This is a genomic window from Microbacterium salsuginis (genome assembly GCF_012524205.1).
Lineage (GTDB): Bacteria > Actinomycetota > Actinomycetes > Actinomycetales > Microbacteriaceae > Microbacterium > Microbacterium salsuginis.
The window spans coordinates 242,469-256,711 of the sequence record NZ_JABACI010000001.1 but is presented as its reverse complement, the minus strand read 5'-3'; the positions used below and the strand labels follow the sequence as shown (position 1 = coordinate 256,711).

At 71.9% G+C, this 14,243-nt stretch carries 15 protein-coding genes and 1 tRNA gene; 6 read left to right on the top strand and 10 right to left on the bottom strand.

The annotated features are described in order from the left end of the window. Positions 1-15 precede the first annotated feature (15 nt). From HF576_RS01195 to HF576_RS01185, 3 genes are all read left to right on the top strand, one after another. Positions 16-645: a GNAT family N-acetyltransferase gene (locus tag HF576_RS01195; RefSeq protein WP_168910962.1), complete on the top strand. Its 630-nt coding sequence runs from the start codon at positions 16-18 to the stop codon at positions 643-645. Between the two features lie 75 nt (positions 646-720). Next, on the top strand, positions 721-1,692 hold the full coding sequence (locus HF576_RS01190; protein ID WP_168910961.1) for a large exoprotein: 972 nt from the start codon (positions 721-723) through the stop codon (positions 1,690-1,692). A 68-nt stretch (positions 1,693-1,760) separates the two neighbouring features. Beyond that, a tRNA-Ala gene (locus HF576_RS01185) sits at positions 1,761-1,836 on the top strand. 36 nt (positions 1,837-1,872) lie between these two features. On the opposite strand, the gene HF576_RS01180 is transcribed toward HF576_RS01185, so the two are convergent. The 4 genes from HF576_RS01180 to HF576_RS01165 all read right to left on the bottom strand — a co-directional run bounded on the left by HF576_RS01180 (position 1,873) and on the right by HF576_RS01165 (position 4,934). Next, the gene (locus HF576_RS01180) at positions 1,873-2,259 is read right to left on the bottom strand and encodes an MmcQ/YjbR family DNA-binding protein (RefSeq protein WP_168910960.1); all 387 of its coding nucleotides are present in this window, start codon (positions 2,257-2,259) and stop codon (positions 1,873-1,875) included. Between the two features lie 199 nt (positions 2,260-2,458). Further along, positions 2,459-3,121 carry a DUF6624 domain-containing protein gene (locus tag HF576_RS01175; protein WP_168910959.1) on the bottom strand — a complete coding sequence of 221 codons (663 nt, stop codon included), beginning with the start codon at positions 3,119-3,121 and terminating at the stop codon, positions 2,459-2,461. A 56-nt stretch (positions 3,122-3,177) separates the two neighbouring features. After that, positions 3,178-3,873, bottom strand: a complete 696-nt coding sequence (locus HF576_RS01170; RefSeq protein ID WP_240948609.1) for an NADPH-dependent F420 reductase — start codon at positions 3,871-3,873, stop codon at positions 3,178-3,180. Continuing rightward, positions 3,870-4,934 carry an LLM class flavin-dependent oxidoreductase gene (locus HF576_RS01165; protein WP_168910958.1) on the bottom strand — a complete coding sequence of 355 codons (1,065 nt, stop codon included), beginning with the start codon at positions 4,932-4,934 and terminating at the stop codon, positions 3,870-3,872. Before HF576_RS01165 ends, HF576_RS01170 begins: the two co-directional genes overlap by 4 nt. A 115-nt stretch (positions 4,935-5,049) precedes the next feature. On the opposite strand from HF576_RS01165, the gene HF576_RS01160 reads away from it, so the two are divergent. Then, positions 5,050-5,520, top strand: coding sequence for a MarR family transcriptional regulator (locus HF576_RS01160; RefSeq protein ID WP_168910957.1), 471 nt, complete (start codon positions 5,050-5,052; stop codon positions 5,518-5,520). Positions 5,521-5,530: 10 nt separating this feature from the next. Here the strand turns inward: HF576_RS01160 and hemL are convergent, their stop codons facing one another. The 6 genes from hemL to hemE form a co-directional block, all read right to left on the bottom strand. Continuing rightward, positions 5,531-6,943 (bottom strand): glutamate-1-semialdehyde 2,1-aminomutase, encoded by a 1,413-nt coding sequence (hemL, locus tag HF576_RS01155; protein ID WP_168910956.1) that lies wholly within the window; start codon positions 6,941-6,943, stop codon positions 5,531-5,533. After that, on the bottom strand, positions 6,940-7,866 hold the full coding sequence (hemB, locus tag HF576_RS01150) for a porphobilinogen synthase (RefSeq protein WP_240948670.1): 927 nt from the start codon (positions 7,864-7,866) through the stop codon (positions 6,940-6,942). The genes hemL and hemB overlap by 4 nt, the downstream gene beginning before the upstream one ends. Before the next feature lie 86 nt (positions 7,867-7,952). Further along, positions 7,953-8,870 carry a hydroxymethylbilane synthase gene (hemC, locus tag HF576_RS01145; protein ID WP_168910954.1) on the bottom strand — a complete coding sequence of 306 codons (918 nt, stop codon included), beginning with the start codon at positions 8,868-8,870 and terminating at the stop codon, positions 7,953-7,955. Then, positions 8,867-9,589 (bottom strand): hydrogen peroxide-dependent heme synthase, encoded by a 723-nt coding sequence (hemQ, locus tag HF576_RS01140; protein ID WP_205834610.1) that lies wholly within the window; start codon positions 9,587-9,589, stop codon positions 8,867-8,869. Before hemQ ends, hemC begins: the two co-directional genes overlap by 4 nt. Positions 9,590-9,706: 117 nt before the next feature. After that, positions 9,707-10,909 (bottom strand): protoporphyrinogen/coproporphyrinogen oxidase, encoded by a 1,203-nt coding sequence (locus tag HF576_RS01135; protein ID WP_168910952.1) that lies wholly within the window; start codon positions 10,907-10,909, stop codon positions 9,707-9,709. After that, positions 10,902-11,960, bottom strand: coding sequence for a uroporphyrinogen decarboxylase (gene hemE, locus HF576_RS01130; RefSeq protein ID WP_425522962.1), 1,059 nt, complete (start codon positions 11,958-11,960; stop codon positions 10,902-10,904). The genes HF576_RS01135 and hemE overlap by 8 nt, the downstream gene beginning before the upstream one ends. Positions 11,961-12,036: 76 nt before the next feature. Here hemE and HF576_RS01125 point away from each other — a divergent pair, with 76 nt between their 5' ends. Both HF576_RS01125 and HF576_RS01120 read left to right on the top strand, forming a co-directional pair. Next, entirely contained in the window at positions 12,037-13,299 is a 1,263-nt protein-coding gene (locus HF576_RS01125) for a glutamyl-tRNA reductase (RefSeq protein ID WP_168910951.1), read from the top strand. Between the two features lie 52 nt (positions 13,300-13,351). Further along, the gene (locus HF576_RS01120) at positions 13,352-14,200 is read left to right on the top strand and encodes a MerR family transcriptional regulator (protein WP_343234137.1); all 849 of its coding nucleotides are present in this window, start codon (positions 13,352-13,354) and stop codon (positions 14,198-14,200) included. Positions 14,201-14,243 lie beyond the last annotated feature (43 nt).

Below are 14,243 nucleotides of genomic sequence, written 5' to 3'. Positions count from 1 at the left end.
GTTCGAGGGGGTCACATGGATCTGACGGCTCCCCGCAGGCATGGCCCGGTGTCGATCCGGCTGATCCGCCAGCGCGACGCGCGCGTGCTGCAGAACGAGCTGCTCAGCAACCGCGACTGGCTGCGGCCGTGGGAGGCCACCAGCCCTGACGGGCCGGTGTCGTTCGACATGCGCGTCGGCGTGCGCCGGCTGCTGCAGCAGTACCGCGACGGCGGCGGCGTGCCGTTCGTCATGGAGTACGACGGTGAGGTGGCCGGACAGCTGAACGTGTGGGGCATCGCGCGCGGCTCGCTGGCCTCGGCGACCATCGGCTACTGGGTGAGCCGCCGGTTCGCCGGTCGCGGCATCACCCCCACGTCGGTCGCTCTCGCGACCGACGTGTGCTTCTCGGAACTGCGGCTTCATCGCATGGAGATCTGCATCCGGCCGGAGAACCGCGCAAGCCTGCGCGTCGTCGAGAAGCTCGGCTTCCGCTACGAAGGGCTGCGGCGCCGCTTCATCCACATCGACGGCGACTGGCGCGATCACTACGCCTTCGCGCTGGTGCGCGAGGACGTGCCGGAGGGCGTGCTGCAGCGCTGGATCTCGGGCCGGGCGCCTCAGGACGCGGCTACGGTGCCGCCGTCCGACCGGCTTCACGCGTAATCCACAGCGAGCGGGGCGCGCCGACACGCGAGCGGATGCGGGGGCGCGGGCATCCGGTCGCTTACCGTGGTCAGCATGGACGGGCAGGTGCTGGGCGGGGGCGTCATCGTGCTCGTCGCCGTGCTCTTGTGGCTCGTCTATCTTCTGCCCTCGTGGCACAGCCGGCGCCAGTACGACGCCGCCGAACGCAACGCCGTCCGTCTGAACCAGGCCCTGCGTGTGCTGGCCGAGACGAGTGAGACGCCCGAAGAGGTGCGCCTCGAGCTCAATGCCCGTACCGCCGCTGCGCAGCAGCGTCTCGCCAAGCGAGCGCTCGCCGAGCGCGAGCAGGCCGCACTCGAGCAGGCCAGGGTCGATGTGGAACGAGCCCGTGCCGAGCGCATCGCGGCGGAAGCTGCGGCCCGGGTCGACCTCGAGCGCGCGCGTGCGGAGCGCGCGGCGGCCGAGGCCGCCGCCCAGGCCGAGCTCGCTCAGGCGCGGGCGCTTCCGGAATCCCGCCGTGCGCGGGCCCGACGACGACTGCGCCTGGTCGCCACACTCGCCGGCATCGCCGGGCTGGCGCTCACCGGATGGGGCGTTTTCGAGGTTCTCGCGGGTGGCGCGCAGCTGCTGATGTGGGGCGGCGTCGCGGTGGCCGCAGCATCCGTTCTCGTCCTTCACCGCATGTCGCGTGTGACCGCCCGTGCGACCGTCCGGATGGCAGATGCCGCACCGCGGCGTGCCACGCCGCTGCAGGACGTCGAACTGGAGCGCGAGCAGCGCGAGTGGGCGCCGCGCGAGCTGCCGCGTCCGCTCACAGCTTCGGCGGGGTCGCGTGCGGCTGCCGTGCTCGACGCCGCGGCGGCACGCGCGGCGCTGCGACAGGCGGCCCTCGAAGAGGCGATGCGGGCGCGCGCGGAGGCCGAGCGGCCGCCGTCGATCGACACCGCGCGCACGGCGCGGGTGGCCTCCAATGACACCGACTTCTCGCGCATGGGCTACGTCGACGACGCCGAGATCGAGGCGCACGTGCGGCAGCTTCTCGAGCGTCGCGCCTCGGGTCAGTAACCCCTCGGCGAAGGCCCAGCTCGATTCGGGAGGGGCGGGGGAGCCGTGATAATGTTGCGGAGGTTCACGGGCCTGTAGCGCAGTTGGTAGCGCGCCTCGTTCGCATCGAGGAGGTCAGGGGTTCGATTCCCCTCAGGTCCACCACCTGTCCTGAGCCGCGGCACTGTCACGAGTCGCGGCTCAGGACATTTTCGTCGGCGGATGCGGCCGGCCCGGGCCGCCTGGATTCGCGAGGTCGTAGGCACGCGCGACCTTCTGCGGCACCACCATGCGCCACGCGTCGACGACCAGTTCGCGCGCCTCGGCGGGGTCGAGCGCGGCGAGGTCGGCGTGGACCCAGTGGAAGCGCATGTCGGTCTCGGAGGGCAGCTGGAACTTGCGCGGCGAACCCCCCACGAGTGCTGCCCGCTCCTCCTTGGGGAAGGCGAAGCCCATGACCGTCTCGTCGAGCGAGAACGCGACGTAGACCATCTGCCCCACACGGAATTTCAGCCGGCCGCGCACGTACACCTCGTACGAGCGCTCCAGCTCGGTGCCCAGGGGGCGGACGTCGTCGAGTCGAGCCATGTGCAGCCGACACTAGTGCGAGCGGGGCGGTTTGTCGCGGGTCGTCGCAGCCGCTCCCGGATGCGTCGGCGTGCCAGTCGGTCGGCGCCTGCCAACAGGTCAACCGGGGTTCCACAGGAGAAATCGCGCGGCGAACGTCCTGTAGAGGGCTGGTTGACCTGTTCAACGAGGGGGATGGCGGATGTTTGGGGTGCCGGCGCTACTGCTCCTCCTCGGAGCAGATCGCCTCGAGCTCGGCGTAGTAGTCGGCGAGGGGTGCCAGTCCGACCTCGGCGCGGCGGGCATCGACGCCCGCCTCATCACGAATGGGGGTGGCGGGCGCCGGACCGTCCTCGCCGCAGCCGATCTGCGTGCCGTACTCCTGGGGCCGGCCGGCACCGACGGCGATCCGGTCGGTGAGGTAGGCGAGGTTGCCCGGGGATGCGTCGCCGGCCTCCACGGCTGCGCGAAGGTGGCGCAGCGCGAGTCGCTGGAACTCGGGGTCGTGGTCGGAGTGCTGCGCGATCGCCCACGCGGCGTCCTCGGCCTCCTCGCCGACCAGGGAGTACGACGGCCAGCCGTGCTCGGCGAGGATCTCGGCGAGCCGTTCGGTGCGCTCCTGGTCGGTGCCGCCGCTCCCACCGGCACCACCGTCGCCGGAGAGGCGATCGGCCTGGTCCTGTGCGAGCATCGCGAGCAGCTCGTCGCGCAGTGCCGTATCGATCGCGTCGGCGGTCTCGTGGCGGATCTCGGTGATGGTGGGTGCCGGGGTGGACGGCGCCGTCGCGTTCACCGCAGGACCGGCGGTGCCGGCAGGGCCGGCGCAGCCGACCAGGATGCCGGCGAGCAGCGTGACGACGATGACCAGCGCACGGCGGCTCATGGCTGAGAAGGCTACGCCGCGGGCGCGGCGAGCGATAGCCGAGGCATCCGTCCCCCTCAGGAGCGCGCGAACAGCGCCTCGAGCCCGCCCGCCGACTCTGGGAAGCGATCCAGCATGGCGCGCAGTTCGCCGGCCGTCACGTTGGCGCCGAACGCCTCTGCGCCGGGCTGGAGACGGATGCCGTCGGCCAGGGTGCCCGCAGGCACCGGGTCGAAGCCCACGTCGTCGACGAGCCGCGCGACCGCCGCGAGGTGGTCGGGGTCGTCGCCGGCCAAGGCGATCGCCTTGCGGCCGGGCTCGCCGCCCGGACGCGCTTCGGCTTCGAGATCGTGGTAGCCCATGTGGTTGAAGGCCTTCACGACGTGCGACTGCGGCAGGAACTGCTGCACGATCCGGCTCGTCGACGTGGCTGGGTCGCTGAAGTCGGCTCTCACGCCGTCGACCTCCCACCAGTAGTTCATCGCGTCGATCACGAGTTTGTCGCGCAGCTCCTCCACCGGCAGGGCACGGTGCTTTCCGAGAGGCAGAGCGAGGATCACGATGTCGGCGCCCGCGGCGGTCTCGCGCGCCGTCGCGGCGACCGCGCCGGGAGCGAGGACGTCGACGGTGAGCGCGATGCGCTCGACCTCGCCGGAGCCCGCGATCAGCACGCGGTAGCCGGCGGCGACGGCAAGGCGGGCGAGCACCGTGCCCACCTTGCCGGCGCCGAGGATGCCGAGCGTCATGGCGCGGGGCGCTGCCTGGTTGCTCATGACCGGACGTCGACCGACGCGCCGACTGAAGCGTCGGCGAGCAGCTCGCGCACCATCGGGATCACGCGTGTTCCGTAGAGCTCCACAGCCCGCAGACGAGCGCTCGCCGGGATGGTGCCGGTCGTGTAGATCAGGTCGAATCGTCCGACGTCGAGCGCACGGATGGCGTGCGCCATCTTGCGCGCGACGGTCTCGGGCGAGCCGATGTACATCGACCCGTGGGCGATATCGGCGTCGTAGTCCTCGCGACGGATCGGCGGCCAGCCGCGCAGCGCCCCGATCCGGTCGCGGATGACCCGATACCGCGGCCACACGAGCTCGCGCGCCTCTTCGTCGGTCTCGGCGATGAACCCGGGGGAGTGCATGCCCACCGGATGGGCGATCGTGCCGAACTGCTCCGACGCGCGCCGGTACAGGTCGACGTATGGTGCGAAGCGCTCCGGAGCGCCGCCGATGATGGCGAGCATGAGCGGGAATCCGTAGCGCGCCGTGCGCACGACGGACTGCGGGGAGCCGCCGACACCCACCCACGTGTTCAGCCGTCCGGACTCGGTCTTCGGAAAGACGTCGGCGTCGACCAGCGGCGCGCGCTTCGTGCCCGACCAGGTCACCGGCCGCTCCTTGACGAGCTCGGCGAAGAGCTCGATCTTCTCCTCGAACAGCACGTCGTAGTCGGCCAGGTCGTAGCCGAACAGCGGGAAGGACTCGGTGAACGAACCGCGGCCGAGGATGACTTCGGCGCGTCCGTTCGAGAGCGCGTCGAGGGTTGCGAAGCGCTGGAACACCCGCACCGGGTCATCGGACGAGAGCACCGTCACCCCGGAGCCGAGACGCATGCGGGAGGTGCGCGTGGCGATGCCGGCGAGCACCGTCTCGGGGCTCGAGATGGCGTACTCGGGGCGGTGGTGCTCTCCGACGAGGAACACGTCGATGCCGAGCTGGTCGGCAAGCACCGCCTCGTCCACCGTCTGACGGATCGCAGCGGCGTAGCTCACGAGCGCGCCGTCATCGCCTTCCGGCACGTCTCCGAAGGTGTTCAGTCCGAACTCGATGTCGTTCATCGTGTGTTCCTCACGTCCAGGCTCGGTTCGCGAGCCGTCCACAAGATTGACGTGTCAATCTCTTTGCGATCCAGTATGGACCCGATATAGTTGACGTGTCAATCAAGGAGGCGCCGTGAGCACGAGTCGAACAGGCCGTCGAACCCCGAACCGGCAAGAACTGGACATCTGGCGCGCCTTCGTTGAGACGACCGAGGCCGTCCGCACCGAGCTGGGGCGGCGGCTGCAGAACGACACCGGGCTGTCACCGGGGGACTACGTCGTGCTGCTCGGTCTCAGTGAGGCGCCAGGGCATCGGCTGCGCTCGTCGGATCTGGCATCCGAGATCGGGTGGGAGCGCAGCCGGCTCTCGCATCACCTGGCGCGCATGGAACGACGCGGCCTGATCTCGCGAGAGGACTGCGCCACCGACAACCGCGGCGCAGAGATCGTGCTCACGGATGCCGGAGCGGCGGCGTTCCGCGGCTCGATCACGCCGCACTTCCACGCGATCAGGGAACTCTTCGTCGACGCCCTGACCCCCGACCAGCTCGTCGCCGTCGGAGAGATCGCGCGCGCCCTCCAGGCTCGACTCGATCGCTCCTGAACCGCTGCGGTCAGCCCGGGGTCGCGGCCGCGGCGGCGCGAGCGGCGGCGGGCAGCGCATCCACGATCCGGGCCACCGCCGCGTCGTCGTGCGCGGCAGAGACGAACCACGCCTCGAAGACCGACGGCGGGAGCGAGACGCCCTGCTCGAGCATCGACCGGAAGAACGGCGGATAGCGGAACGCCTCCTGCGCCTTGACCGTGTCGTAGTCGTGCGGCGCCGTCTCGGCGAACTGGATCGAGAACAGGTTTCCGCTGCGCTGCACGACGTGCGTCACGCCGGCTTCCGAGAGGGCGGATGCCGCGGCATCCGCGATCGTCGTCGACGCGGCGTCGATGCGGGCATAGGCCGCCGCATCGAGGTGGTCGAGCGTCGCCCGGCCGGCCGCGACCGCGAGCGGATTGCCGCTCAGCGTGCCGGCCTGGTAGACCGGGCCCAGCGGCGCGAGCAGCTCCATGAGCGCCGCGGACCCGCCGAGCGCGGCGAGCGGGAGCCCGCCGCCGACGACCTTGCCGAACGTGATCAGATCGGGCGCGAACGGGACCGGGTCGATGCCGTACCAGCCGGCGGGGCCGACGCGGAAGCCGGTCAGCACCTCGTCGAGGATGAGCAGAGCGCCATTCGCGTGCGCGATGTCGGCGAGCGCGGCGTTGAAGCCGTGCGCCGGTGGCACGATGCCCATGTTGGCGGGCGCGGCCTCGACGATCACCGCGGCGATCTCGGCGCCTCGCGCGGCGAACACCTCGCGGACGGCGTCCAGGTCGTTGTACGGGATGACGAGGGTCTGCGCGGCGATCGGCGCGGGGACGCCGGCAGAGCCCGGGAGCGCGAGCGTCGCGACCCCGGAGCCCGCCTCCGCGAGCAGACCGTCGGAGTGCCCGTGGTAGTGGCCGGCGAACTTCACGACGAGGTCGCGCCCGGTCGCGCCGCGGGCGAGGCGGATCGCGGTCATCGTCGCCTCGGTGCCGGTGGAGACCAGGCGCACGCGCCCGACGGGCGCCTCGGTCGTTGAGCGAGCGAAGCGAGACGAAACGTCCCGAGCCTGCGAGTCGTCGCCAGTCCAAGGCGTTTCGTCTCGCTCGTTCCTCGCTCGCTCGACGACCGGGGGTCGGACGACCCGTGCGGCGATGAGCTCGGCCAGCTCGGTCTCGCCCGGGGTGCTCGCGCCGAAGCCGAGGCCGTGGGCCGCAGCATCCTGCACCGCCTTCACGACGGCGGGATGCGCGTGCCCGAGGATCGCGGGACCCCACGACCCGACGAGGTCGACGTACTCGCGATCCTCGACATCGGTGACGTACGCGCCCGACGCCGAGACGAAGAAGCGCGGGGTCTCATGGACCGAGCCGAACGCGCGCACCGGCGAGTTCACTCCGCCCGGCATCGCGCCCCGGGCGCGGGCGAATTCCTGTGCATTCGTCGTCATCGGATCCATCCCGCGAGCTCGGTCGCCCAATAGGTCAGCACGGCGTCGGCGCCGGCGCGGCGGATGCCGAGCACCGACTCCTCGATCGCGCGACGCCGATCGATCCAGCCGTGGGCCGCGGCCGCCTCGATCATCGCGTACTCGCCCGACACCTGGTACGCCCACACCGGGACGGGGCTCGTCGCCGCCGCGTCTGCCAGCACATCGAGGTAGCTCATGGCGGGCTTGACCATGACGATGTCGGCGCCCTCGGCGAGGTCGAGGTCGAGCTCGCGCATGCCCTCGCGGCGGTTGGCCGGGTCCTGCTGGTACGTGCGCCGGTCGCCCTCGAGCGAGGACTGCACCGCCTCACGGAACGGCCCGTAGAACGCCGAGGCGTACTTGGCCGCGTAGGCGAGGATCGGGGTGTTGCCGAAGCCGGCGCCGTCGAGCGCGTCGCGCACCGCGGCCACCTGGCCGTCCATCATGCCGCTGAGCCCCAGCAGCTGCGAGCCGGCCTCGGCCTGGGCGACGCCCATGTCGCGGTATCGCTCGAGCGACGCGTCGTTGTCGACGTAGCCGTTCTCGTCGAGCACACCGCAGTGGCCGTGATCGGTGAACTCGTCCAGGCACAGATCGGTCTGCACGACGAGCGCGTCACCGGCTTCGGCGACCGCGATGCGGGTCGCCACGTTCAGGATGCCCTCGGGATCGGTCGCCCCCGAGCCGGTCGCGTCCTTGTGCTCGGGCACGCCGAACAGCATGATTCCGCCGATGCCGGCGGCCGCGGCATCCGTCACTGCCTTCTTGAGGGATTCGGTCGAGTGCTGCACGACGCCCGGCATGGACGAGATCGGAATCGGCGCGGTCGTGCCCTCGCGTACGAACATCGGTAGGATCAGGTCGGCGGGGTGCAGGCGGGTCTCGGCGACCAGGCGCCTCATCGCGGGCGTCGCGCGCAGGCGGCGGGGGCGGTTCGCGGGTCCTCTCCGGGGGTCGAGGGGGCGAGCCTCCTCGGAGTAAGGGCTGCTCATGGGCGGGCTCCGGTCAGGTCGGCGGCGCCGGCGTCAAGCAGTTCACGGGCGACGGATGCCGCGACCTCGCGCGACGGATCGCCCTGGTCGTCGGGCCAGGACGTGGCGTGCGACGAGGTCAGCGCGGTCGCGCCGTCGAGGCTGTAGACGCTGGCCGAGAGCAGCAGCAGACCGGCGTCCACGACGGCACGGGCGCCCACGGGGGCGGAGCATCCCGCCTCGAGGAGCGCGAGGACCTCACGCTCCGCCTCGACGGCGGCGCGCGTCTCGGGATGATCGAGGGCGCGGACGAGGTCTTCCTCGCCACGACGGACCTCGACGGCCAGTGCGCCCTGGCCAGGGGCCGTCGGCCACACGTCGGGGTCGAGGAGCTCGGTGATGACCTCGGTGCGCCCGATCCGGTTGAGCCCGGCGGCGGCGAGGATGACGGCATCCAGCTCGCCGCTGGTGACCTTGCCGAGGCGCGTGTCGACGTTGCCGCGGATGTCGACGACCTCGAGGTCGGGGCGTCGCCGGCGCAGCTGCGCCATACGGCGCGGCGACCCGGTGCCGACGCGAGCGCCCGCAGGCAGGGCATCGAGGGTGAGCCCGTCGCGTGCGCAGAGGGCGTCGCGGGGATCCTCGCGTGCCGGGATCGCGGCGACGACCAGCTGCTCGTGAGGGGCGGTCGGCAGGTCCTTGAGCGAGTGCACCACCACGTCGCAGCGTCCGTCGACGAGGGCGTCACGCAACGCGCCGGTGAACAGGCCGGTGCCCCCTGCGCGCGAGAGCGGCTCGTTCGAGCGGTCGCCGTCGGTCGTGATCGTGACGAGCTCGGTCGCAGCCCCGGTCGCATCGGTCAGGTCGTCGGCCACCATGCCGGTCTGCGTGAGCGCCAGCACGCTGCCCCGCGTGCCGATCCTGAGCACACTCATGCCAGCACCTCGGGGATCTGGTCGAGCTCGATCCGGCGGCCGGTGAAGAAGGGGACCTCTTCGCGCACATGGCGGCGCGCCTCGGTCTGGCGCAGATCGCGCATGAGATCCACCAGGTCCACCAGCTCGGGCGCTTCGAGAGCGAGGATCCACTCGTAGTCGCCGAGGGCGAACGAGGCCACCGTGTTGCTCAGCACACTGCGGTGGCCCGCGCCCTTGCGGCCGTGGTCGGCGAGCATCTGCCGCCGCTCGTCGTCGGGCAGGATGTACCAGTCGTACGAGCGCACGAACGGGTACACCGTGAGCCAGGTCTCCGGCTCCTTGCCGCGCATGAACGCCGGCAGGTGGCTCGAGCTGAACTCCGCGTCGCGGTGCACGCCCATCGCGTTCCAGACCGGCAGCAGCGACGCCAGCGGCTCGGTGCGACGCAGCTTGCGCAGACCCGCCTGCAGCACCTCGGGGGCGGTTCCGGCACCGTTCTCGTCGGTCGTGCCGTGCAGCCACACCATGATGTCGGCGTCGGCGCGCATGCCCGACACGTCGTAGAAGCCGCGGACGGCGACACCGGATGCTTCGACCCACTCGACCGCAGAGACCATGTCGCCGCCGGTCGCCGACGGCGCGGGTCCGCCGGCCGACATGGCGGGATCGCGGCGGAACACGGCCCACAGCGTGTAGCCGAGGGCTTCGGAGGCAGGCTTCGCCGAGACGTCAGTCATGGGTTCCATCCTTTCACGGTGCCCGCGTGGGCGAGGTGGGGTTCGGTCCTCGAGCGCGGCTAAGAGGGGCGGCGCTGCCGACCCGTGTCCCCGTTGCTGCGCACAGGAGCGGGGGCGTCAGCGGCCGAGCAGCTGGGCCGCGGTGCGCTCGGCGTGGGCGACGATGCCGGCCAGACCCGAGCCGGCGACGGTCTCGCCGACGACCGTGGTGCCCGTGGGCGGCGCAGCGGGAGCGGGTCGCGTCCACGACACCACCGCCGCGCCGGCCACGACCGGCAGTCGCACGCCCAGCATCGTCTCGGCGTCGGCGCGCGCCGATGCGACCGGATCGGCGGGCGTCGCGTCATACGACAGCCGCAGCACATGGCGTCCGGCGGCGGCTTCGCGCAGCCACGCCCACTTCGCGGTCGCGTGCGTGAGTGCACGTGCGCCCACGGGTGCGCCCCGGGCCACGAGCATCCCGCTGCCGCGTGGCGCGACATCCAGTTCGTCCTGCTCCACGACCAGCGTGACGAGGTCGATACGGCGGCCAGGCCCCGCCGGGGCTGCGATGCCGGGGCCCGCGACGACCACCGTGCCGCCGAGTGCATCGAGGTCGCCGACCCGCGTGCCGAGGCGGATGTCCCCGCCGAGGTTCCCGAGATCCTCAGCGAGCGCGGGAACCAGCCGATGGATGCCGCGGCGGATGCCGGCCACCGCCGAGCCGGGGGGAGCGGCGGCGCGCAGCCGCGAGACGGCACCGCTGAGCGAACCCGCCGCGGTGACGGCATCCGTCAGTCCCGGGTGTGCGCGGGCGACAGGAACATCGTCCGGATGCTGCGAGTGCACGCCGTGCACCACGGGCGCGACGAGCCGATCGAGCACGTCACTTCCGAGCCGTTCGCGCACGAGCGCACCCAGCGTCGGAGGTACGGCGGCGACCGGCGCCGCGTCGAGCGCGACCGCGCGCTCGGCGGCTTCGCGCCCGATCACCCGCACCACGTCGTCGGCGAGCGGATCGGAGGGGATGCCGAGGAGCGCGGTGGCCGGCAGCGGCACCGCATCGCCGTCGGCCGGCTGCAGCCACGCCGGGCCCGGCGCCGGAGCGACGATGTCGCCCGCCATGCCCAGCTCGGTCAGCAGCGCCTCGACCGCGCCGCCGCGGACGGCGAAGCTCTCGGCTCCCGCATCCAGCGTGATTCCCGCGACCTCGTGCCGCGCGACCGTGCCGCCCAGGCGATCGGATGCCTCGAAGAGCGTGACCGCGGCGCCCGAGGCGGCGAGCCGCCGGGCGGCGACCAGGCCGGCGACGCCGCCGCCGACCACGGAGAACTCAGGCATCTCGGTGGACGAACTCCACGATGCGCGTCAGCACGGTCGGGTCGGTGTCGGGCGGGACGCCGTGGCCGAGGTTGAGGACGTGCGCGCGGGCAGCCCGGCCGCGCTCGATGACGTCGCGCACATGCGCCTCGAGCACGGGCCACGGCGCGTGCAGCAGCGCAGGGTCGATGTTGCCCTGCAGGGTCACGTCGCCGCCGAGGCGTCGTGCCGCCTCATCGAGGGGAAGACGCCAATCGACGCCGACGGCATCCACTCCGATGTCGCGCATCGCGGCGAGGAGCTCGCCGGTTCCGACGCCGAAGTGGATCAGCGGCACGCCCAGTTCGCGCACCGGCTCGAGCGCGCGGACCGAGAACGGTGCGACCTGCGCGGTGTAGTCCGCGAGGCTGAGCGAGCCGGCCCACGAGTCGAACAGCTGACCGGCCGATGCCCCCGACTCGATCTGGGCCGCGAGGAAGGCACCGGTGATCCCGGCGCACCACGACAGCAGCGCGGTCCACGTCGCGGGGTCGGAGTGCATGAGCGCGCGGGTCTTGAGCTGCTCCTTCGACGGGCCACCCTCGACCAGATACGACGCGAGCGTGTACGGCGCCCCCGCGAAGCCGATGAGCGGTGCCGGGCCGAGCTGGGCGACGGTGAGCGCGACGGCCTCGCGGATGGGGGCGAGCGCTGCGGGATCGAGAACCGGCAGCGCCGCGACATCCGCCGCCGTCCGCACCGGATGCTCGAGGACCGGTCCGCGACCGGCGACGATGCGCACGTCGACGCCCGCGAGCTTGACGGGAATGACGATGTCACTGAAGAAGATGCCCGCGTCCACTCCGTGCCGGCGGACCGGCTGGAGGGTGATCTCGCTGGCGAGCTCGGGGTTCAGGCAGGCGTCGAGCATGTCGGTGCCGACCCGCAGCTCGCGGTACTCGGGCAGTGAGCGTCCGGCCTGGCGCATGAACCACACCGGGGGCGTCTCAAGGCGCTCGCCGCGGTACGCGCGAACGAGCGGGGGAGGCGTGTAGCCCTCTGCGAGCATCGGGTGGGAGGAGTCGAGCGGCACGCCTTCCACCTTAGGCTCCCGCTCTGTGGGACCCCTCTCGCAGCCGGTGTCCGGAGCGGTGCCTTAAGATGGGGGTGTGCTCCTCTGTCTGACCGCGAACCACCGGAACGCGAGCCTCGACATCCTGGAGCGTCTCTCCGTGGGCGCACCGTCCGCCACGCGCGCCCTCGTCCACGACGAGATCTTCGTCTCGGGCGCCGTCGTCCTCGCCACGTGCAACCGGTTCGAGGCCTACCTCGACATCGATGAGCCGCTCACCGGCGGCGAGGCCGTCGCAGTCGAATCCGTCGTGGACGCGCTGGCCGGGGCATCCGGAATTCCCGTCGACCACCTGCGGTCGTCCGTCGCCGTGCATCAGGGGGCGGATGCGGCTGCCCACCTCTTCGCGGTGACGAGTGGTCTCGAGTCGATGGTCGTCGGCGAGGACGAGATCTCGGGCCAGGTGCGCCGCGCACTCGACGCCGCGCGGGCCGACGGCCTGACCAGCGGCGAGCTCGAGCGCCTCTTCCAGCGGGCGACCCACACCAGCCGTGGCGTGCGCAATCGCACGCAGCTGCGAGGTGCACACCGCTCTCTGGTTCGCCTCGCTCTGGAGCTGGCATCCAGTCGCGTCGCCGACTGGGCCGCCGCCCGGGTCGTCGTCGTGGGCACGGGGCGGTACGCCGCGCGCACCGTCGACGCCCTGCGCGCTCGTGGTGCCGGCGACATCCACGTCTTCTCGCCGTCGGGTCGCGCCGAGGCGTTCGCCGTCAAGCATTCGCTCGTCCCGATCACGGACTTCCGCGCGGCGGCGGCTGAGGCCGACGTCGTGATCACCTGCACCGCCGACGCCGTCGTGCACGCCGAGGCGTTCACGCCCGGACACCGCGTACTGGTCATCGACCTGGGCCTGCCGCGCAATGTCGACCCCGACGTGGGCGGTGTGGCCGGGGTCGAGCTGCTGGACCTCGAGACCATCCGGCTGCACGCGCCGCTCGCCGAGTTCAGCGCGCACGCCGACGCACGGGCGATCGTGGGGGATGCCGCGACCGAGTTCCACGCGGACCGCCTCGCCGGGCCCGCCATCACGGCGCTGCGGAGCGACGTGCTCGCGCTCGTCGAGGACGAGATCGCGCGGGCCCGCGCCCGCGGCGCCGGCGATGAGACCGAGGCTGCGCTGCGGCACCTCGCCGGCGTGCTGCTGCACCGCCCGTCCGTGCGGATCCGCGAGCTCGCGGTCGAGGGGCGGATCGATGAGGCCCGCGCAGCGCTCGAGCTGCTGCACGGGCTGACCGTCGACGTCGATCCAGCCAGTGGCGCTGCCGCGGTCGACGACGACCCCTGGTCGGCGACGGCGTAGCCGGCGAAGGCCGCCGTAGAAGGATCCGACCCTTCCGGTTGACTCTCGCACTGTGTCAGGGTCGAACGTGGTCTTCACCATGTACACCATCGGAGAGTTCGCTGCGATCGGACGCGTCAGCGTGAGGATGCTGCGTCACTACGACGCGATCGGCATCCTGCCGCCTGCGGATGTCGACGAGCGCACCGGGTATCGGTACTACGCCGATGCCCAGCTCGCGGATCTGCTGCGGCTGGTCGAGCTTCGCGACCTCGGTTGCGGGCTCGATGAGATCGGCGCCGTGCTGTCGGCGGCGGATCGGTCCTCAGCGATGCGTGAGGTGCTCGTGCGGCGCCGCGCGCAGATCGAGACATCGATCGCCGACGACCGCGATCGGCTCGCCCGCATCGACGAACGCCTCCACATCCTCGAAGGGGCCACACCCATGTCCACCGTCGAATACCGCCCGATCGGGGCCGTCACCGTCTATGCCGTCGAGGGACGCGCGCCCGGGATGGGCCCGGAGAACGTGTCACCGGCGATCGATCCGCTGATTGAACGACTCACCGGCGCAATCGGAGCAGCAGGTCGCGAGCCTCGAGAGCCGGGGGTCTTCTGGTACGAAGCCGTGCCCGACTCGGAGGAGCTCGCCGTGCACGTGAGCTTCACCGCCGACCCCGAGCCGGTCCCCGGTGAGGGATACGACGTCGTCGATCTGCCGCCGATCGCGACGGCCGCCGTGCTCACGCACCGCGGCGACATGCCGAGCATCGGGCGATCGTGGATGGCCCTGATGGATCAGGTCGTCGCCGACGGCTACCGGATCACCGGGCCCACCCGCGAGGTGTACCTCGAGGCGGGTCCCGAGCTGTCGCAGGACCAGTGGGTCACGGAGCTCATCGCTCCTGTCGCGCGGGACTGAGGTCAGCGCGCGAGCCTCCACCACCTTTTGCCACGCGGCCGGC